Annotated in this window: 21 protein-coding genes and 1 riboswitch; of the genes, 6 read left to right on the top strand and 15 right to left on the bottom strand. The window is 36.4% G+C overall.

What is annotated here, in order from left to right; all coding sequences use genetic code 11:
• Positions 1-81: 81 nt before the first annotated feature.
• From AC4BHP_RS02230 to AC4BHP_RS02170, 13 genes are all read right to left on the bottom strand, one after another.
• Complete coding sequence (locus AC4BHP_RS02230) at positions 82-1,371, bottom strand: ABC transporter substrate-binding protein (RefSeq protein ID WP_490551179.1); 1,290 nt, start codon at positions 1,369-1,371, stop codon at positions 82-84.
• Positions 1,372-1,770: 399 nt separating this feature from the next.
• A complete protein-coding gene (locus tag AC4BHP_RS02225; RefSeq protein WP_257469147.1) occupies positions 1,771-1,881 on the bottom strand; it encodes a DUF6440 family protein in 111 nt (36 codons plus the stop codon).
• A 523-nt stretch (positions 1,882-2,404) separates the two neighbouring features.
• Positions 2,405-2,458 (bottom strand): hypothetical protein, encoded by a 54-nt coding sequence (locus AC4BHP_RS02220; RefSeq protein ID WP_483861235.1) that lies wholly within the window; start codon positions 2,456-2,458, stop codon positions 2,405-2,407.
• A 224-nt stretch (positions 2,459-2,682) separates the two neighbouring features.
• Positions 2,683-2,838, bottom strand: a complete 156-nt coding sequence (locus AC4BHP_RS02215) for a hypothetical protein (protein ID WP_175354270.1) — start codon at positions 2,836-2,838, stop codon at positions 2,683-2,685.
• 8 nt (positions 2,839-2,846) lie between these two features.
• Positions 2,847-3,764, bottom strand: coding sequence for a hypothetical protein (locus AC4BHP_RS02210; protein ID WP_066104763.1), 918 nt, complete (start codon positions 3,762-3,764; stop codon positions 2,847-2,849).
• Positions 3,765-4,162: 398 nt separating this feature from the next.
• On the bottom strand, positions 4,163-5,416 hold the full coding sequence (locus AC4BHP_RS02205; protein WP_490551178.1) for a S8 family peptidase: 1,254 nt from the start codon (positions 5,414-5,416) through the stop codon (positions 4,163-4,165).
• Positions 5,417-5,888: 472 nt separating this feature from the next.
• Positions 5,889-7,115 (bottom strand): helix-turn-helix domain-containing protein, encoded by a 1,227-nt coding sequence (locus tag AC4BHP_RS02200; RefSeq protein WP_066104769.1) that lies wholly within the window; start codon positions 7,113-7,115, stop codon positions 5,889-5,891.
• Between the two features lie 192 nt (positions 7,116-7,307).
• On the bottom strand, positions 7,308-7,433 hold the full coding sequence (locus tag AC4BHP_RS02195; protein WP_257469149.1) for a hypothetical protein: 126 nt from the start codon (positions 7,431-7,433) through the stop codon (positions 7,308-7,310).
• Between the two features lie 77 nt (positions 7,434-7,510).
• Positions 7,511-8,992 carry a nicotinate phosphoribosyltransferase gene (locus tag AC4BHP_RS02190; RefSeq protein WP_066104773.1) on the bottom strand — a complete coding sequence of 494 codons (1,482 nt, stop codon included), beginning with the start codon at positions 8,990-8,992 and terminating at the stop codon, positions 7,511-7,513.
• A 17-nt stretch (positions 8,993-9,009) separates the two neighbouring features.
• Positions 9,010-9,555: a cysteine hydrolase family protein gene (locus AC4BHP_RS02185; RefSeq protein ID WP_066104776.1), complete on the bottom strand. Its 546-nt coding sequence runs from the start codon at positions 9,553-9,555 to the stop codon at positions 9,010-9,012.
• A gap of 158 nt (positions 9,556-9,713) precedes the next feature.
• Entirely contained in the window at positions 9,714-11,345 is a 1,632-nt protein-coding gene (locus tag AC4BHP_RS02180; RefSeq protein ID WP_066104778.1) for an ABC-2 family transporter permease, read from the bottom strand.
• A 3-nt stretch (positions 11,346-11,348) separates the two neighbouring features.
• Positions 11,349-12,134, bottom strand: a complete 786-nt coding sequence (locus AC4BHP_RS02175; RefSeq protein ID WP_066104780.1) for an ABC transporter ATP-binding protein — start codon at positions 12,132-12,134, stop codon at positions 11,349-11,351.
• Between the two features lie 142 nt (positions 12,135-12,276).
• Entirely contained in the window at positions 12,277-13,377 is a 1,101-nt protein-coding gene (locus AC4BHP_RS02170) for a methionine biosynthesis PLP-dependent protein (RefSeq protein ID WP_066104782.1), read from the bottom strand.
• Positions 13,378-13,560: 183 nt separating this feature from the next.
• A riboswitch (SAM riboswitch) is annotated at positions 13,561-13,665 on the bottom strand.
• Positions 13,666-13,798: 133 nt separating this feature from the next.
• Between AC4BHP_RS02170 and AC4BHP_RS02165 the strand changes: the two genes are divergently transcribed.
• Entirely contained in the window at positions 13,799-14,842 is a 1,044-nt protein-coding gene (locus AC4BHP_RS02165) for a M42 family metallopeptidase (protein ID WP_148630075.1), read from the top strand.
• Positions 14,843-14,889: 47 nt separating this feature from the next.
• On the opposite strand, the gene AC4BHP_RS02160 is transcribed toward AC4BHP_RS02165, so the two are convergent.
• On the bottom strand, positions 14,890-15,732 hold the full coding sequence (locus AC4BHP_RS02160; protein WP_066104791.1) for a patatin-like phospholipase family protein: 843 nt from the start codon (positions 15,730-15,732) through the stop codon (positions 14,890-14,892).
• Positions 15,733-15,937: 205 nt separating this feature from the next.
• Between AC4BHP_RS02160 and AC4BHP_RS02155 the strand changes: the two genes are divergently transcribed.
• The 5 genes from AC4BHP_RS02155 to AC4BHP_RS02135 all read left to right on the top strand — a co-directional run bounded on the left by AC4BHP_RS02155 (position 15,938) and on the right by AC4BHP_RS02135 (position 19,351).
• Positions 15,938-16,309, top strand: a complete 372-nt coding sequence (locus tag AC4BHP_RS02155; protein WP_066104793.1) for a GntR family transcriptional regulator — start codon at positions 15,938-15,940, stop codon at positions 16,307-16,309.
• A gap of 12 nt (positions 16,310-16,321) precedes the next feature.
• Positions 16,322-17,011 carry an ABC transporter ATP-binding protein gene (locus AC4BHP_RS02150; protein WP_066104796.1) on the top strand — a complete coding sequence of 230 codons (690 nt, stop codon included), beginning with the start codon at positions 16,322-16,324 and terminating at the stop codon, positions 17,009-17,011.
• Positions 17,008-17,841 carry a hypothetical protein gene (locus AC4BHP_RS02145; protein ID WP_066104800.1) on the top strand — a complete coding sequence of 278 codons (834 nt, stop codon included), beginning with the start codon at positions 17,008-17,010 and terminating at the stop codon, positions 17,839-17,841. Before AC4BHP_RS02150 ends, AC4BHP_RS02145 begins: the two co-directional genes overlap by 4 nt.
• Before the next feature lie 13 nt (positions 17,842-17,854).
• Entirely contained in the window at positions 17,855-19,078 is a 1,224-nt protein-coding gene (locus tag AC4BHP_RS02140) for a hypothetical protein (protein WP_490551177.1), read from the top strand.
• A 69-nt stretch (positions 19,079-19,147) separates the two neighbouring features.
• A complete protein-coding gene (locus AC4BHP_RS02135) occupies positions 19,148-19,351 on the top strand; it encodes a hypothetical protein (protein WP_066104806.1) in 204 nt (67 codons plus the stop codon).
• A 65-nt stretch (positions 19,352-19,416) separates the two neighbouring features.
• On the opposite strand, the gene lepB is transcribed toward AC4BHP_RS02135, so the two are convergent.
• A complete protein-coding gene (gene lepB / locus AC4BHP_RS02130; RefSeq protein ID WP_254654709.1) occupies positions 19,417-19,965 on the bottom strand; it encodes a signal peptidase I in 549 nt (182 codons plus the stop codon).
• Between the last annotated feature and the right edge of the window lie 113 nt (positions 19,966-20,078).

Genomic DNA, 20,078 nt, shown 5'->3' with positions numbered 1-20,078 from the left:
CTCATCCATTATCTATGTAGCAAAACAAAGTAGCCCAACACTACTTTGTTTTGCAGTTCTATCACATATACGTAAAGGATATTAGCGTGATTCAGACCAAGATTTTTGAGATTCTTTGACTAGCTCATCCCAAGACATTTCATCACTTAAATATTTTTGTATGTTTACACCCAATTTATCTTCGCCCCAACCAGTTGGATAGCCCATAAATACCCATCCAATTGTTTTTCCTTCAGTCGCATAATCATATACTTCTCTAGATATTGGGTCTGCGATTTTACTAGAATCATATCCTTTGTAAGCAGGAATGAAGCTGAAATCTTCAAGAACTGTCTTTTTACCTTCTTCAGATGTATATAACCAGTCCAAGAAGTCTTTAGATGCTTCAATAACTTTCTCATCATTGTTGCTGTTTACTCCCCAGTACATTGGAATACCAACTGGTAGAGAATCTTCTTTATAACTTTCTACAGGAATTGGTAGAATACCAACTTTTTCTTGAGCAAATTCTTCATCAATTCCGGCGATGGAACCATATACCCAGTTACCTTGTTGAATCATAGCTACCTTTCCAAGTGAGAAGTTTTCTTCTACTTGCTGTGAGTAATCAAGGCTAACAGTTGGCTGAATAGAATATTTATTGGATAAATCAATGTATGTTTTATATTGATCTCCATATTTAAAATCAACCTTGTCAGATTTGTAAGCATTCATAATATTTTCTTCAAATTCTGGAGAGATAAAGACGTTGGAAGCATGCAACCCGGTAATCCATTTTTCTTTTCCTGGTAAAGCAAATACTGCTTTAATACCAAGATCGTCTTTTTTGGTATCGATTGTTTTAACCGCCTCTTCAAGCGCTTTCATTGTTCTGATTTCTTCTGCTTTAATACCAGCTTTTTCAAAGACTTCTTTGTTATAAAGCAAGCCGTATCCTTCCTGGTTATATGGAAGACCAAGGATTTTATCATCTGTAGTTACACCATCTAGAGTTCCATCTAGTGCTTCTTTGGATGCTTTTGTATCGGATAAATCAGCTAGTTTATCTTTCCAATCTGCAACATCCTGCGGTCCGCCAACATTATAGATAGCAGGTTCCTTGCCTGAAGCAAATTTAGATTTTAAAGAAGCACCATAATCTTCCCCGCCACCAACTGTAGTAATATTAATTTCTACACCTGGATTTTCTTTTTCATATTGTTCGGCTACATCTTCAAATTGATCCTTGAATTCCACTTTAAACTGAAATACATCAATTGTTACCTTATCTTTGCTACCGGAGGAAGAGCTCTCAGATGAGCATCCCGTTAAGACAGCTGCTGCCAATAGTGAAGCTGATAAAGCACCCGCATACCATTTTTTTTGTTTCATTCTTTTACCTCGCTTCTCTCTTTATGTTTGGTTCAAGTAAACGTTTTCTATAAATATGTAAAAGACCAGTGACCTTATTCTTAAAAACTATTAATTTTCCACTTTACGAAAACGTTTGCACAAACCTTTCTTTTCCAATTTAACATATGAATGTAATATCTCAAACCTTTTTTTACTCATTTACCTATTTAATCATATAAATTATCCTGAAAAGTCAAATAATATTCACTTTTTGCGCAAACGATTTCATCTATGACTTGTCAATATTGTGAGACCAAAAAATGATTAAACTCTTTGCAACCAAAGAACGAGTGAATCAAATGGTTTTAAGTACATTTTAGATTAACGGTTAAATATATGTGTAAAAAAAGCCACCTCCATAAGGAAGTGGCCGACGCATTATTCCACTGAAGTACCAGACTCAGGTATAAAATCTTTATTAACTAAAGGTTTTCCATCTTTATCAACCATAACAGTTAATCCAGAAATAAGGCCGTTATAATGAAACATATATAGGACTCCTGTCTCATTATCACGAATTATTTTAGTAACCTCCATTTTCCTTGAGTATAAACATCCTCAAAACGTTTATTTATCACTATAACGCACTCCTTTTTTCGGTTTGTTGAAGCAGCTATCTCTATCTATAACTACTACAAAATGGTAATTGAGTCTTTTGTATTGAGCAACATACGAAAACAGCCATTGAAAAAGAACATCTTTGAAAAGCACGTTCTTTTATTACTATTTATACTAATCTTACAATCGATATGTTAGCCCCTGTCCCCTGTTTCCACAGAGACCGTACCTACTAATTGGAGAGAAATAGTCGAACCTTTCAGTTAAAGGGAGGCTTACCTCATTGGCACGTTGAAAAGATACTACTACTGACAAGGTAGACGGAACCTAGCCCAAAATGATATCTTCCAATTTCAGTTGCAGCATAATTTATGATATTACAGTTGTCCTAAGTGTTTGATTAACGCTATCATCCATCATAATAGAGTCTTCTGAATGTTATGGACAGCTTTTACTACAGTTTCTCTCCCCTTGCATTCAATATATGTGATAAACCCATAACTTCCATCGCTATGGAAGGCAGTAACATTTTAATGGCATCTTCCCGGTCAATTATTATACAAGGGTAATGTTTGGGTTGTTAGGTAAGGACATACTAGTCCCCTCTCTGTTTATAAATAAATTTCCCTTACGTTACTCTCTTTGGGATAAATGTGCAGGTATACGTTAGCCTCTTTTTGGCAAATAAAAAAATAGACCATCCAGTCAATAATAAAGATTGAGCGGAATGGACTACTTTTTAAACACCTTTTTCTCAATTGCATAACCATATTCGGCTCTCGGCTTTATTTCAATAACTTTACACTCTTTAGTGATACTCAACATTTTTGGCGATTGTCTATATTTTTCAGCACGATATTTGGCTTTGTCCATAATATAATCAGTCAATCCAATACTCACCTCTCCATAATTTCACAATCAGTTTCATAAAAATGACCACAGGCTGCTTTTTTTTCAATCCAGATGGCATATTCTATGTTTTCCAGACGATCAGATAAGGCATGATGAAGTATATACATGCATTGCTGGTCAATAGCATCAAACTCATGAGTATAACTCCAAAGAACCGTTACAAGGACGGTGTCAAAATGCTGATACGTATAAATCATGGAGTTTTTTGATGGTCCATATACAGTCGTTTGTTTATTCTTTATACAAGGCTTATCTTTATCTGCTGATATATAAGCCTGGTGTTTCCATTCTTCCGGTAAAGCCTGCCACTCATATACCCCCCAATTGATTCCTATCCTAACCTGCTCCCAGTATTCCTCCGCCATTATTTCCAGATAGAAAGCCAGTGCCTCTTTATAATCTGCCCAACCGGCTTGTTCATTATAGAAACGGTAGAGACTCATTTTATTGTTTTCGGCATAGATATTAGAAATGATTTTTAACCGTGCATATTGAAAAATTTCGACAGGGACTTGTTCCTCCAAAGGATCTTCATCCTCCAGCTCTATCTCAAACTGAAATAATCTGAAGCTCTTTAAACTCCTCGTTGCTAAAGGCACAAATAGAAATAGTAGTATCCAAATAATCAGCAACAACAGCCCTCTTCCAATAATCCGATTTGCATCTGATGTTACTATATTGGTCATCAATGCTACGAACCAACCTTTATCAAGGTTAGACAATTCTGTTACCATGAGCAGTTGTATCGGATTCATCAAGACTTCCTGATATGCCATCACTAAACTTGCCAATGTCCAGCCGGCAATACTAACTAACCCCAATTGATAAAAATAAAGCATTCCTTTCTTGGCTATCGAGCGAAATAACTCTACGCATCCTTTCATTCGAAACCATTTTTTCATTATCATCAATTCCTTTATAAGGATTTTGCTAATGGCAACTACCTAAAGGGGGATAGTAATGAATAATTAAATAGTGTAATTGTTTCGTTGTATCTGATATATCAGTCGGCTTTCGGACTCAGTTGGCTGGATTTCCGTCCAATTCGGCTGGATTCTGCTATTTATATACTCGCTTTTGCTAATTTCAGCTCCACGTCAGTAGATTTTCCTCTGCTTAAGATGAATTCCCCACAAGTTTGGTTGTTTTGCATCATTCTTTTTATACTTTCATCTGGAAACACCTCCTTAGTTTTACAGATTCCATTGAATTCCATATCAGATTACTCTTACTCTCTAAATTATTCCTCTTATCAATCAGCCTCCCAAAAACCGGGAGGCTGATTCGTAAGTTTCAATTATTATTGTACTCTTGCAAAACCGAAACCGGATGCGTAATCATCACCTGTAGCGGCTCCATATCCACCTTTAATATCAACTAACTTCGCACGTCTTTGTAATTCCGCGCGTAGCTGTGTATGAGAGTATCCTGTATTGGAAGCCCATATTTTCGCTGCCAATCCGGATACATGCGGTGTTGCCATTGAGGTTCCACTGATTGTATTATATCCACCCGTATGCCAGGTTGATTCAACTGCAGAACCTGGAGCAGAGATTTCAACATCCTTTAAGCCAATTACATAATCACCATCTGTGGATGGGTTACCTCTGGAAGAATAGTTAGCCACACGGTATGTTCCATTTTGCTGAACATTCTCAAGAGCTGCCACAGCCACTACATTCGCCAAAGCACCCGGATATCCGATTGTATTGGCAGAATAGCCGCTATTACCAGCTGCCGCAATAATTAGAACACCTTTTCCATAAGCATATGTTACAGCACTGCTAATGAGAGAGTTATTAGAGCTGGAACCAAGTGACATTGAAATAATTACTTTTGAACCTGTAGAGGATGCTTGGTCTGCCGCATGTCTAATTGCTGCTGCTATATCATCTGAATAACCAGATCCATCGTCACCCAAAACTTTATAGGCCCATACTTTGGATTGAGGGGCAACCCCATATACGCCAGTACCATTGCCAGCCACTGTTCCGGCTACATGGGTACCATGACCATTCCCATCAGCACAGGAGCCATTCACAACCGTGCTGCTTGTTTGAGTGAAATCCTTACATTGTTCAATATTGGATGAAAGACTCGCATGCGTTTTTAACACGCCTGTGTCTAAAACTGCTACTTTAATTCCACTGCCGCCTGATGTAGAAGTAAGAGAGCTATTATTATAGATTGCTTTAATTCCCCATGGCACTCGGGTTGTAGGTGCAGAAGTAGCTTTTTCTATAACAGTTGCAGCAATTTTAAATTCAGGTACTTTTTCTACTTCGATATTTTTATTTTCCAATAGTTTCTGATATTCTTTTTCAGAAACATCTGTCGTAAATCCTTGGTTGCTGAAGTCTCGGTGTGTCCCCATATTTTTCTTTACTTTTGTTTTTTCTGACTGAGATCCCTGAATCAGAACACGATAGGTTTTCTCTGAGCTGACATCCTTTGCCTTTGCAGTCGACCTATCCTCAGCATTTGTTCCTGAGCCAAAAGATAAAGCCATTGATACACTTAGGACAACTCCAGCAAATATCTTCCTTTTTTTCATCTTTCAGTCTCCTCTCGTTTTTTGAATTTTCTGTGAACTTTTCTTGTTGTATCGTTATTATAGTGGCTATTTTTTTCTTTGAACACGGAACAAATTAACTATTAATTCAGAATTATTATTTTCTATTTTGTCAAATAAAAAAACTTTCCCAAGTTATCAGATTAGTTTTTGTGACAAATTACTATATTTTTTGCGCTTTTTCTTACCTATCGACATTTTTCTATCCTATTTGCGACCTATTTGGCGATTAATACAAACAGGTGTTTGTACCTAGTAGAATTATATTTTCCCAATAAAATTTATGTAAATTTTCAGATAATTTAATAATCCACTAAATTAATTATGCAAAAATGAAAACAAAAAAGAACTGATTGATTGGACAATCAGTCCTTTTGACCCTCTCTAAAATGACACCATTTATACGATTGGCGGCAAAATGGGAGCTTTTCTTTTCATCTATTCTCCTCCTTAACTAGTAGTCTGTATAAATATATTGCAAGGCTTTCTGAAACTTTCCTGATTTCTTATAATAATCTGCCAAAATTTTACTAACACTGCGAATATCATTATAATGAGATTCCCCATTATATAGATAAGGAAGGGTATACTCTTCTAAATAGCTAATCGCTCTTTCTTCTTCCCCCTGAATCATATATAAATAATAATTGGGCAGCATTTGATATATTTTAGACCCGGTTTCTTGAGCTTTCTTCTTTAAGTGATGTAAATACTCTTTCGCCTGTTCCCATTCTCCCAAATAATAAGAGGTTTCTGCCAAAGCATAAAGGCTCACCATAGAAGATTGGGCATTCTCCGCTTCACAATTTACAGCTTTATAATAATAGTCTCTTGCTTCACTCAGCTCTCCTTTTTTCTGCTTTAAATAGCCAATATTATGATAGGCAATCGATAAAGTTGCCGATTCATTTAGGATCTCAGCATTTCTTTTCAAATGTTTATAGCACTCTGCTGCCACCTCATAAATGCCTGTATCGGTATAACTAATGCCGAGAATCACAAGCGTGTGCATAATTCGCTTTATATTATATTGGGCAGTAAAGGCATTTAGTGCCTCGTTAGCATAGAAGATAGCATGCCCATGCTGTTCCATATGACATTTAGCAAGTGCCAAATGATAATAAACATCCGCAGAAACACTCATCCCATCCCTGCTTGCAGAAACTAATTCCTCTAAAACTTCATTGGCCTGTCTGTACTTATTTTGGATGAGCAGACAAATAGCATGATAATAATGAAGCAAATATAGCTCCTGATAATTTAAATTCTTCTTATGTTTATCAAGCCATTTATAGTGTTGAATGGCTTTTTTAGTATCCTTAATAAATAATAAATATCTCATTTTATACAATTCATATAAAAATAAATGTGGTGTATAGGCAATGAAATCTACCAAACTATCTAACTTCCGATCAATCTCTTTTGCCTCTTCAATCTGAAAATAATTGATGCATTCAATCCATTCATCCAGCAATCTTTTCACCGTATTATTTTGTTCATAAACATTCGTTAAGTCTGCTCCTAAACGTTGTAATAATAAATGGATAGTTTGGTCATTTGCTTCCTTCTCATTATGTTCAATCTTACTTAGATGAGGTACAGAACATATGCCTTCGACCAGCTCACTTTGAGTTAATCCCTGCTTAGTCCGATAATATTTAATCAACGAACCTACTTTCATGCACCCACCCTCTTCCATTTGTTTCCAATATTATATATTTAAAAGTCAAGTTCTAACATACATCCTGAAACCTATTTTTATAATTTTCGTTCCCCTCATTTCATCATTTACCGACATTCAGTCTGATATTATAGCGGATTTTAGTCAGTAAAAATAAAAACCTGGCTATATGCCAGGTTCATTAAATATTTCTTAGCCACATTCATTCTTTTTCAGCATGGTTCGCCGTTTGCGTAATCTTATCCCTTTAATTCTAACTTGTTCTAAATCATTCGGAAGGATATTACGATACTCACGAAATAATTGTCTCCATTTCAAGGTATAAGCACTCCCTTCCTAAAATTTATTTTGAAAGCAAAAAATCCACCTTGTCTATTGGCAAGGTGGATTGCTGATTATCTCCAGTTTTTCACTTCAGCTTCTGTTTTTCTCACGTGTTCCATTATTTCCTGAATACGAACCCGTTTATTTTCCCAGCATTTTGGACTTAGATCAACCGGATATTTTTCCGGATTAAGGAACCGTTTATATTCATCCCAAAGCAAGTCCAGGTTATCCTTTGCAAATTGTTGAATAACCGTCAAGTCTGGTGTTTTATACACTAATTGCCCATCCACAAAGATGTTTTCATGCAGTGGTACTGCATCAAAATTTGTTACTTCCTTGCTAATGAAGGTATGTACAGGATGGAACATAGTCAATATTTTCTCAGAAGCAGGATTTTCATATTCGAGTGTAATATAATCCCCTTCCGATTTATTTGTTTCCTTATTAATAATCCGATACACATTCTTCATGCCAGGAGTAGTCACTTTTTCAGGATTTGCACTGATTTTGATTGTATCAACCATATCGCCGTTTTCATCTTCAATGCTGACCATTTTATATACAGCTCCTAAAGCTGGCTGGTCATAGGCCGTGATCAGTTTGGTTCCGACACCCCACATATCAATTTTGGCGCCCTGTGCTTTCAGGTTCAGGATTGTTGCTTCATCTAAATCATTGGAAGCCGTAATTAATGTATCTGTGAAGCCTGCTTCATCAAGCATTTTGCGTGCTTTCTTAGACAAGTAAGCTAAATCCCCACTATCCAAACGAATGGCTTTAAAATTAATTTTATCGCCCATTTCCTTCGCTACTCGTATGGCAGTTGGCACACCTGATTTTAATGTATCAAAGGTGTCAACAAGGAAGGTGCAATCATAATGTGATTCTGCATATTTTCGGAAGGCTGTATATTCATCCCGATAAGCCTGAACAAGCGCGTGCGCATGAGTTCCTACTACCGGAATGCCGAATTTCTTGCCAGCTCTGACATTACTGCTTGCCTGAAAACCGCCGATATAAGCGGCTCTTGTTCCCCAAATTGCCGCTTCCGTTTCCTGTGCTCTCCTTGTACCGAATTCAAACAGGGATTCACCACCAGTTACTACACTCAGACGTGATGCTTTTGTTGCAATAAGAGTTTGGTAATTAATAATATTCAATATTGCTGTTTCAACCAGCTGAGCTTCTGCAAGCGGAGCCTCAATTCGCATTAAAGGCTCATTTTCGAAAACGAGCTCGCCTTCTTTCATGCTTCTGATGGTGCCTGTAAAACGCAGTTCTTTTAAATATTCAAGGAATACTTCGTCATACTTAAGCTCTTCCCTTAAATATTGAATATCACTCTCTGTAAATTTTAAGTCTTTAATATATGTAATCACCCGTTCAAGTCCGGCAAATATGGCATAACCGTTCTTAAATGGGTTGCGCCTGAAATACACATCAAATACCGCTTTTTTATTATGAATCCCATCTTTAAAATAGGTTTCCATCATATTAATTTGGTATAGGTCTGTATGCAAAGCAAAGCTGTCGTCCGGATAATGTGTCATCAAACTTCCTCCTTCAATTACAAAACACTGGCTCCCAGCGTATTTTCAAAATGGGATAAGGCCCACTCATGACCTGCTTCATTAAAGCTCGCCACTCCATTTTTATGTATTACTATTTTAAACCCTTTATTATAGGCATCCACTGCTGTATGCAAAATACAGATATCTGTACAAACTCCTACTAAATGTAATTCCGTGATTCCGCGTTCACGCAATTTAATTTCCAAATCAGTACCAGCAAAGGCAGAGTATCGTGTTTTATCAATCCATAGCAGGTTCTCTTGTCCAATATTAGTATTATACACATTTTGAAGATTTCCAAATAATAAACGACCTTCGGTACCACGTATATTATGCGGTGGGAATAATTTACTTTCAGGGTGAAATGGATCATTCTCATCGTGTACATCAATAGCAAATACAACAAAATCTTTGTCCTCAATGAATCTTTTTGTTAAAGTAACAATGTACTCTTCAATTTCCTTTCCAGGTTTACCGCATGTTAATTTGCCAGCATCTGCTATAAAGTCATTTGTATAATCTATATTGATTAAAGCTTTCATCTCTCCACTCCCCTATCCATTTTCCATCAAATCCGCTTATCGTACGTATAGAATATCAAATTGTATTACAAAATGCCTACTTTGATTTTAAAGAAAGTCAACCACCAATAAAATAAACAGCGCTTTTTGATACGAACACAGTGGTTATTAAAATCGTATCAATCCTTTAAATCTTTAAAGTCGATCCTAAATCCATATCGCCATACAAGAATAGCTGTGATCAGCAAGACTCCCCCATATCCATATAAACCATACTCAACCTTGCTTATAAGAAAGTGAAAACCTGCAAATACGCCAAGAATGAAAAGCAGGAAAACGGTCTTAATCCCCTCATTCTCCTGTGTTGCAGAAGTTGGTTTAGAAAATGGCAATATAATTGTATATGTCCTGAACGACAGGACTGCCATTATAAATAACGTAAAGAGACCAATCAATAGATCCCAAAAGATAGCACTTCCATATATAAGAATAAATAGAAAGCTATATGCCAAATAGATGGGAAGAACATACTTGGCCATAACCGCATTCCATGTACCTATAAAGATAGACTTAGCACTCTGTAATGGAGAGGCCCTGTATATCCATGCTCCTTTATATGAATCGGTATATCGGAGTGCAATAGCAATAGTTGGAATCATAAGCGCACTGAAATAAATTGTATAATAACCGCTGCCATTTTGAATACCTTTCCATCCATTTTCCCCGAATTGATTGAGTAGTGTAATAAACGGAAAAATAATAACCATTCCAATAGATGGATATACCTTCAGTTTAAACGCCTGTTCGTTTTTCATGAGGTTTTTTGCGAAATGATAAAAGACTCGTTCTTCTTTATTTCGTAATAGGAACATTGAAAAATGACTGCGTTTCTTTTTCGATAAGGCTCCTGTATGATTAGTTAACTTTTGTAAATACTGCTCAAAGTTTTGAACATTTTTAATATAAATAATGACAGAAACAAGCGGTACAATTACAGCCAAGCTGATTAAGAGAATATATTGCCATGCAAAATTCCCATTTAGTATTACCTCAAAGGGAGCGGCATACCAAATAGGCGCAAGAATATAGCTCCACCAAGTTGGTGTAAATTCTACTTGCCTATCTACAAGGTCAAATATCCTTACCGTTAGTTGATAGCCAACAATCATTAAAATAGACAAGGAGATTTGTACATAACTGATAAAATCCTTTAATTTCTCTCCATCAAAATACTTTAAAATAACCAAGTAGATTAAAGCAGTAAGCAAGACTATCCATATATCAATCAATATAATGACCAGCAAAAATAACAGACTAAAGCCAATTCCTTGAGTAACAATAGCAGCAATGAACGCAGGCGCAATAAAAATAAGGGTTATTGTGCCAAGGTAAATAATAATATGTATCAGCTTTGCCACCGAGACCGTTCTCCCATCAACCGGTCTAGACAATAAAATAGACTGATCCCGTATATCAAGCATCACATGGGAAAAATCAGATATTAAAGATGTAATGATAAAAAACATAAATACCGCAAACAACATACTCATTTGGAAAAAATAATTTTCACCCATAATAATAAAAGGAATCAGTATTAGACCCATAAGCGCATAAACCCATAAGGATTTTAAAAATTGATTTGAATCCTTACCTGTATTTCCAGACCCATCATTCATCAAAGTTGGAACTCTTCTGGCATCCATTGTAAGCTTAACCTGAAGAATTCTTCTCATAACCGGATAATCAATTCCCATCCACTGAAAGAGCTTTTGTCCTCTATCCAACACACGCAAACTCATAAATTTTTTCATCTATTAATCCTCTTTAACAACAGATACAATATCTTCGGCAATTGAACGATGCTGTGTAAAACCAGTTAATTGGTTAAAAATTTCTTCAAGAGTTCCTTCCTTGCCAACATCCTGTAATTCTGCAAAGCTTCCATCTGCAACAATCCTGCCTTCATGCAGTAAAATAATTCGATTGCTAATTTTCTCGACGACATCCATGATATGTGAGGAATAAAAAATAGTTTTTCCCTCGCTTGCCAGCAGTCCAAGCAATTCTTTAATGACCATAACGCTATTCGCGTCGAGACCGCTTAAAGGTTCATCTAAAAATAAAATATCCGGATTATGAAGAAGGCTTGAAATTAATAGAACCTTTTGCTTCATCCCTTTTGAATAACTATTTATTCGTGAATCATACATTTCTTCAATATTTAATAGCCTCATTAGTTTAAAAGCCTTTTGGTCAGCCTGCTCATAAGATAAGCCATAAAGCTCACCTATAAAAGTCAAATATTCACGTGCAGTCAATACATCATATAAATCTGCCAATTCAGGCACATAGCCAATTCTATTTTTATAGGTAATCCTATCCTCAGAAAGCTCTTTATCAAAGACCTTCACTGAGCCTGTATAGTCTGTAAGGAGTCCGAGCAATATTTTAACTGTGGTAGTTTTCCCCGCCCCATTGGGACCTATATAGCCAATAATTTGTCCCTTGTTTACATCAAGATTAATTCCTCGAAGTACTTCTTTCGATCCATAATGCATTTGAAGATTGCTAATAGAAATCACCAGTTCAGCCATTTTCATTCTCCCCAAAGACCCATTTTGGTATAGTATATCAAAACGGGTCGTTAATTTGCATAATTTTCTAATTTATCCTTTTTAGGTATTACTTCTGGAATCCTTCATGATGCACCTAAATGCCTGTAAAGTTCAAATTTCTAATAACCTAAACCGATAATGATTCAAAAGCTTGAATAAGATCATCAATCAAATCATTCGCATGCTCTATCCCAACAGAATAGCGCAGCAAACAATTACAGACTCCATTTTGTGTACGCACTTCCTCAGGGATATCCGCATGTGTTTGTGTAGCAGGGTACGTCATTAAACTTTCTACTCCACCCAGACTTTCAGCAAAAGATATGATGCGAAGGCTTTTTAAAAATGGATTGATCCATTCCTCTGATTTCAGCCGGAACGATATCATCCCCCCTTTACCAGGATAAAGGACATCTGTCACTTCTTCTCTTTCTCTTAAAAATCGGCTGATTATCTTAGCATTTTCCTCATGCTGCCTCATCCTTAGGCTCAATGTTTTCATTCCCCTCATCACAAGCCAGGAGTCAAATGGCGGCAGTACAGCGCCTGTTGCATTTTGATATTCTTCTAGGCGCGCACCAACCTCTTTACTCTTTGAGACAATTAATCCAGCCAATACATCATTATGTCCTGCTAAATATTTGGTGGCACTGTGGACAACGATATCTGCTCCCTGCTCAATCGGTCTTTGCAAAATGGGTGTATAAAACGTATTATCCACAAGGAGCAGTAGATTGTTAGATTGGGTCAGTTGAGCAATTTCTTTAATATCCATTTCCTGCATAAGCGGATTTGTCGGTGTTTCTATAAAGAAGGCCTTCGTATTTTCCGTAATGGATTCAGCGAAATCTTCATATGTATGGCAATAGTTAAACTTGATGCCATACGTCTTCCATATTTGCTCAAATAACCGATATGTCCCTCCATACAGATCGGCAGAGACGGCTATTTCATCACCTGGAGAAAATAAACATAGCAATGAGTGAATGGCAGCCATACCTGAACTAAAGGCAAATCCCTGTTTACCACCCTCTAGCTCGGCAATTGCTTCCTCTAATAATTTTCTGGTTGGGTTTCCTGTTCTTATGTAATCAAACCCTGTTGATTCCCCTATTCCGTTATGGCGATAGGCTGTGGAAAAATAAACTGGCGGATTAACAGTACCTGTTTGTGTTTCACTTCGATTGCCTATTTGAGCTAAGAGTGTTTCGATTTTAACTGTTGTCATATGTATGACCCCTCTCTCTTTATTAATCCCCGAAATACAGTTACTCTGATTTACCTTCATCCGGCTCTAATTTGCCATCAAAGTTACGAATTACTTACATCCACTCATTTTCCCAGTGAATAAAAATATGCTTAAAAACGAAAAAAGTCTTCAAGAAGAAGACTTTTCATTAGAGTGAGTCCCTTCTTATCGGCCAGGAATGATTGTTCCTGCAGGAATTAGCACCTTTCCATATTGGCGGTTGCTGAGACTTCACAGGGCCTGTCCCTCCATCTCTCTTGATAAGATTTTTCAGAATATTTATTTAACTATAAATTTACAGTCCTACTGCTAAAAAAGCAAGTTATTTCTGCCTTTATTGTCCAACTTTTTAACAAAGGTATATAATAAATCTATACATAAAAAGGAGTGATTCGGAACCATGAAAGCCAATGGCCAGGAAATTTTCCAGTACATAAAAGACCTTGTATCCATTCCAAGTCCGAGCGGCTATACAACGGAAGTAATTGATCATGTAGCACAGTTTTTACAATCTCAAGGAATACCTGCAGTAAAAACAAATAAAGGTGCCCTATTGGCAACAATCAAGGGACAGGATGATTCAAAGCACCGTTTTCTAACAGCCCATGTAGATACATTAGGTGCTATGGTGAAAGAAATCAAACCAAGCGGGCGTTTAAAATTATCGATGATCGGCGGATTTCGTTGGAATTCTGTTGAAGGCGAATATTGTAAAATCCATACAGCTGAAGGTAAAACGTTTACAGGGACGATTCTTTTAAATCAAACTTCTGTCCATGTTTATCAGAAAATGGGAGATATTAAACGCGAGGATGCAACGATTGAAGTTCGAATTGATGCTGTGACAAAAAGCAAGACGGATACAGAAGGTCTAGGTATTTCTGTAGGTGATTTTGTTTCCTTCGAGCCCCGTGTTGAACTGACAGACAATGGATTTATTAAATCCCGTCATTTAGATGATAAAGCGAGTGTCGGCATACTGATGTATATCATTAAACAGTTAAAAGAAGAAGGCATCACTCTCCCCTATACGACCCACTTCTTAATTTCAAATAATGAAGAAATAGGCTATGGCGGAAACTCCAACATTCCTGCTGAAACTGTTGAATACCTGGCTGTAGATATGGGAGCAATTGGAGAAGGACAATCTACGGATGAATACAGTGTTTCCATTTGTGCAAAAGATTCTAGCGGACCCTATCATTATGGCCTGCGTCAGCATTTAGTCGAATTGGCAAAGCAACACAAGATTGATTACCGTGTAGATATATATCCTTTTTACGGATCTGATGCTTCTGCTGCCATCCGTGCCGGCTATGATATCATACACGGATTAATTGGACCCGGCATTGATGCTTCACATGCTTTTGAAAGAACCCATATCAGCTCTATTGAATATACTGCCCAGTTAATCTGGAATTACTTACAATCAGAATTAGCCTAATTTCATACTAAACGTTAACCCATCACCATTTAAGTGATGGGTTTTTATTATAATAACCGTTTGATTTTTCCATAAGCAGCCTTGGCTTCAGCATATCCTTGATTGTACAGCTTTTTCAGCTTTTTAGGGTTACGCTCAACACGGCTGACATCTGATTTCACTAATGGACGAATAATGACGACAAGTCCCTTTTCTTCTTGTTCCTCCAAATAGCGGATCGTGTCATTGTAAACGATATGCCGTTTGCGAAGAGCCTTTAGCAGCCCTTGATAGTTCTTATATTTTCTTTTTCCAAGCCAATCAAGCGACGATGCTTTCATATAGCCTTTATTCCCAGTAAGCACAACGATATTTTTCGTATTCCCGTCTGCTTGAGATTTTTGTATCGGTATTGGATCGGCAACACCGCCATCCAGCAGCATTCTTCCATCATAAGAGATTTCCGGAGCAAAAAAAGGAATCGAACTGGATGCGCGCAGAATCGTTGTAATATCTTTTATTAGGTGCTCTTTTCTATAGTATACAGGTTCGCCTGTTACGCAATCTGTAACACCCACGACAAACTGTTCCTTTGCTTCACAAAAAGCCTTTATATCAAATGGGACCAGTTCATTTGGAATTTTATCAAAAATAAAGTCCATTCCAAATAATTCACGTTTCTTCAGAAAACGTTTATAGGATAGGTATTCCGGGTGTGAGACATAATCGATATTCGCCGCATAATTACGGTCTATTTGCCGTGCAATATAAGAAGAGCCATTACATGCACCAGCTGAAACACCAATTGTATATGGCACATATATATCCTGTTCCATCAAATACCTCAGAACTCCAGCTGTATATAGCCCTCTCATTCCGCCACCCTCTAGAACCAGGCCTGTATTATGCATAACAAGTAAACTCCTTCCCCAGAGAATCCTTATTATTTTGCCATGACCCTTCTTAAATAATTACACGTTTTAAAACTATTTCAGGGAATTTTTTACTATCCTATTGACAGTTTTAGTGTATTAACTGTATAGTACACATATCAAGTGTATGAACTACATAGTACACACACTAATAATTGGTTAAAAAGCCATAGGAGATGAATTAATGAACATCATCTTTAATAACCGGGATCCTGTATATTTACAAGTTGTCCGTTACTTCAAAGAACAAATAGCGACCGGTCGGCTTGCAAGCGGAGAGGAGATTCCTTCTCGACGTGAGCTTGCCAATCTTCTAAAAATAAACCCCAATACTGCTCAAAAAGCGTATAAGGAAATGGAGGAACAGGGATTGATTCACACAGAAAGAAATTTCCCAAGCCGGGTCACAACCGACAAGGTCATATTGTCAAGCGTTCGTCAGGAACTCATTGTTGAAGCCGTTGATACCTTTGTTCAGGCAATTAAACCGATTCAATTACCAGTAGATGAACTGTTGAGTATTGTCAAAGAAAAATATAATGCGGAACAAGAGTAAGGAGGGGATTTCATGTTAGAAGTAAAAAATGTAACGAAAAAATTTGGAAGAAAAAACGTATTGGATGATGTATCATTCACAGCCAACAAAGGGGAAATCACGTGTTTAATCGGTATAAACGGTGTAGGTAAAACAACGATTATGAAATCCATCATGGGCCTTACTCCTATTGATGGTGGAGAAATTCTTATAAACGGAACTAAAAGAACGAAGGATACGTATGAGAAAATCACATTTATTCCAGATACGTTCACGATGCTTTCGAACTTCACCATTATGCAGGCAATGGATTTTATGAATGATTTTTATGAGAGTTGGAACCAAGATCGCGCCGATGAATTATTGAGCTTTTTCAAATTGGATGAAAACATACGGATTTCAACATTATCTAAAGGAAATACCGCGAAAGTGAATTTGTTATTGGGATTGGCTCTGGATGTTGATTATGTTCTTATGGATGAACCATTCTCCGGTATCGATATTTTCAGCCGTGAACAAATAGCAGATGTCTTTACAAGCCACCTGATTGAAGACCGCGGTGTTATCATCACAACCCATGAAATCAACGATATTGAGCACCTCATTGATAAAGTTGTTTTGTTAAATGACGGAGTCGTTTATAAAGAATTTAATGCAGAAGAAGTTCGAAATAACGAAGGTAAGTCTGTCGTAGATGTAATGAGAGAGGTGTATAGAGGATGAATCGCTTTTTTAAGCTTGTGAATATGGAGTTAAATCGATTTACAAAAATTTTATTTGGATTGATTATTGCTGTTTTTATTATACAAGTTGCCGGGTTAATCATTGAAGCTAACATCTACATGAGTGACGCTAATAAATCATTAACGAATGGTGTCCCTATAGAAGTCTTTATTGAAGAATTTGGTTATTATGGCATGGACAATTATGTGAATTCTATTTGGTTTAATGGTCCGATTGCCTTATGTGCAGGTGCCATCTTCTTATATATCTTTCTAATTTGGTACCGTGACTGGTCAGGTAAAGGATCCTTTATCTATCGTTTATTAATGATTCCTACATCAAGAATGAATATTTATTTTTCGAAATTAACAGCTATAATGCTACTTGTACTCTCACTAGTATCTATCCAATTGATACTCCTTCTAATTGAATCAAAAATTTTGAAATGGTTTATATCAGCGGATTATTTACATGAGGTATCGATTGGCAGCTTAATCAAGGGATCTCAATTTATTACGGTTATTCTCCCATCTACCTTCACAGAATTCGTTTTATATTATGGTGCAGGATTTATTGCTTTGAGCATCCTATTCACGGCCATATTGCTTGAGCGCAGCTTTAAATGGAAAGGAATCATTCTTGCCATCCTATACTGTGTAGGTGTTATAGCTGTATTATCAGCACCTATTATATTAATCGAATTATTAGAAATAGGTAATTACATTTATACATCTGAGCAAATCATCATTGTAAGCGTTACAGCCAGTATTTTAGGCATTATCTCCATTTTATTAAGCCGCTATTTATTAAATAAGAAAATAACTGTGTAAGGAGAGGAAACATATGAAAAAATATCGAAATTCTATTCTGATCCTGCTTGTTGCTGTGCTATCCATATCAGTATTTTATATAAATCAGGCCTTTTCTTCCTCCACCCTCCCTGATTTTTACGTCAAACAAATAAATGGAGATGCTAAAATCTTAGACACCTTATCATTGGAAGCAGATTATCAAGTAGGTGGATTCACAGAAACGTTTAATGTAACGAAAGAGGGGGCCACTTATCGATCTGAATTACCTTTTTTTGAGCAGGTGGACTACGGGGAAAAATATTTAGAAACAGCGGAATTGAAAGATTTAGCAAATCAGTATTCTTCCTTTATGAGAGGAAAAATTTATAGTAACCAGTTGTACAATGACACAAATCAAGTCATTTTTGTCGACTCCAAGTATGATTTTTCTACCAGACATGGAATGCATAATTTCAGTTTAAAAATTGATCAGCTCAATAAGAAAACAGAGGATACAACCTCTTTTGAAGTAAACCTGCCCAATCAGGAATATTCATCTTTTATTGATATCCTTGATGTCCAAATCTCCACGAATGAATTATTTGTCATGACACGCAGTAATTCGAAAGATGGGACAGAAATACTTCAGGAATATACGATTAACCTTAAAAAGGAAAAACTAATTGACGATAATTCGATTTTGACAACTGAACAATCAACGGATCAGCAAGATATTTATATAACCAGTTTAACAGATACTAACCCGACGCAAGCTCGTACTCATTTTACATTTCAGATAGATAAGACTATCCATACAGATGAAAACAGTCAAACTGTTAGCCGTGACTTATATGTGTACAACTATAAAACAAAGAAATTAGATAGGTTGACCCTTCCGAGTGATTTAACGAAACAGCTATTACAAGAAGATGGTTCTAGTTTTAATATAGCTTATGATCAAACTTCATTATATGTTTCCGCTATTAAAGATGAGAACGGAAAGAAAATAGTCGCTATGGTTACGTATGATTTTGAGAAACAAAAAATCACAAAGGATCATAAAATCCAAGTTAACTCAGAAATGTTTGATCACAATATAAATGTATATCACAACAAAATGATTCTCACTTATAGAGGAGAAAAAAACAAACCTTATATAAGCATCTTTAATTTCGAAGACGGAAAATCCATTTTCGAAGGAACGATTGAGACAAAAAGCAACGATCAAAAGATAGACTATATGGATCTATATTTATATCAGATTATTGGTCTATAATGTAAAAATTGTTTTGTTAACTTCAAAAAGGGAATACAATAACCAAATGATGATTTGGAGGAATTTCCCATGTACTATGTTTATTTTGAAACGGAGCCAAGGCTTTTGCATGAAGGTACTAAATACAACGTGGAGGTTCCGACCAGAGAGTTGCAGGATCAAATAGCCAATGAACTTGAGAAATATGGAGAGGTTTTCAATATACAAAAACTCGATGCTCCTGTGGATCAATTCCCGGTGCTGACAAAAGAAACCTATAAACGCAATATTTAAAAACGGAAAGGTGAATGGCTCGAGAGCCATTCACCTTTTCCACACCATGTGGAGATGCAATTTTATCAATCTGTTTTACGTGCGTGTTCAAATGGGAGAATGACATATTCACATGTACCGACTATATCATCTTCATCTATGTAGCCCAATCCATTACGGCTATCCCTGCTGTTCAACCGATTATCTCCCATCACAAAATAATGATCATTAGGAACTTTCAATGGATCAAAGTCACCTGTTTTATTCATTTTCAGTAAATCAACTTCTCCTTGTTCATCAGGCAGATATGGCTCATCTTTTTGCTTGCCGTTTATATAAAGCGAGTCATTCTTATATTCAACCTTTTCTCCAGGTAACCCTATAATCCGCTTTATATAGTATTTATCTTTTCCATCATCTCGAATGACTACTATATCCTGACGATCAACTGAACCGCTATACGCCGCTAACTTATTGACCAAGACTTTTTCATTATTATAAAGTGTTGGTTCCATTGAGGCTCCTTCAACTATAAAAAAGGAAATGATAAATGTTTTTACAAGATAAGCTAAGACGATTGCAAATGCGATAGAGATAATCCAACTTCCTACTTCAGTTTTAAATAACTTCCTCAATCGCAGTCTCCTTCTTTCAAGCATGATTCCTCTAGTTGTTTCTACATATGATTCTTATATTTTATACCCATATAATATGCTAAGATACCTACAAACGATATTACATTTTCATT

Source organism: Pradoshia sp. Z4_20 (genome assembly GCF_058216035.1).
The sequence above is the reverse complement of the archived record's forward strand: the minus strand, read 5'-3'. Positions and strand labels throughout refer to the sequence as shown.

Bases quoted from the DNA above. Each gene is read 5' to 3' on its own strand.
- AC4BHP_RS02230 (WP_490551179.1), bottom strand. From the start codon at position 1,371: ATGAAACAAAAAAAATGGTATGCGGGTGCTTTATCAGCTTCACTATTG.
- AC4BHP_RS02225 (WP_257469147.1), bottom strand. From the start codon at position 1,881: ATGTTTCATTATAACGGCCTTATTTCTGGATTAACTGTTATGGTTGAT.
- AC4BHP_RS02210 (WP_066104763.1), bottom strand. From the start codon at position 3,764: ATGAAAAAATGGTTTCGAATGAAAGGATGCGTAGAGTTATTTCGCTCG.
- AC4BHP_RS02205 (WP_490551178.1), bottom strand. From the start codon at position 5,416: ATGAAAAAAAGGAAGATATTTGCTGGAGTTGTCCTAAGTGTATCAATG.
- AC4BHP_RS02200 (WP_066104769.1), bottom strand. From the start codon at position 7,115: ATGAAAGTAGGTTCGTTGATTAAATATTATCGGACTAAGCAGGGATTA.
- AC4BHP_RS02190 (WP_066104773.1), bottom strand. From the start codon at position 8,992: ATGACACATTATCCGGACGACAGCTTTGCTTTGCATACAGACCTATAC.
- AC4BHP_RS02185 (WP_066104776.1), bottom strand. From the start codon at position 9,555: ATGAAAGCTTTAATCAATATAGATTATACAAATGACTTTATAGCAGAT.
- AC4BHP_RS02180 (WP_066104778.1), bottom strand. From the start codon at position 11,345: ATGAAAAAATTTATGAGTTTGCGTGTGTTGGATAGAGGACAAAAGCTC.
- AC4BHP_RS02175 (WP_066104780.1), bottom strand. From the start codon at position 12,134: ATGAAAATGGCTGAACTGGTGATTTCTATTAGCAATCTTCAAATGCAT.
- AC4BHP_RS02170 (WP_066104782.1), bottom strand. From the start codon at position 13,377: ATGACAACAGTTAAAATCGAAACACTCTTAGCTCAAATAGGCAATCGA.
- AC4BHP_RS02165 (WP_148630075.1), top strand. From the start codon at position 13,799: ATGAAAGCCAATGGCCAGGAAATTTTCCAGTACATAAAAGACCTTGTA.
- AC4BHP_RS02160 (WP_066104791.1), bottom strand. From the start codon at position 15,732: ATGCATAATACAGGCCTGGTTCTAGAGGGTGGCGGAATGAGAGGGCTA.
- AC4BHP_RS02155 (WP_066104793.1), top strand. From the start codon at position 15,938: ATGAACATCATCTTTAATAACCGGGATCCTGTATATTTACAAGTTGTC.
- AC4BHP_RS02150 (WP_066104796.1), top strand. From the start codon at position 16,322: ATGTTAGAAGTAAAAAATGTAACGAAAAAATTTGGAAGAAAAAACGTA.
- AC4BHP_RS02145 (WP_066104800.1), top strand. From the start codon at position 17,008: ATGAATCGCTTTTTTAAGCTTGTGAATATGGAGTTAAATCGATTTACA.
- AC4BHP_RS02140 (WP_490551177.1), top strand. From the start codon at position 17,855: ATGAAAAAATATCGAAATTCTATTCTGATCCTGCTTGTTGCTGTGCTA.
- AC4BHP_RS02135 (WP_066104806.1), top strand. From the start codon at position 19,148: ATGTACTATGTTTATTTTGAAACGGAGCCAAGGCTTTTGCATGAAGGT.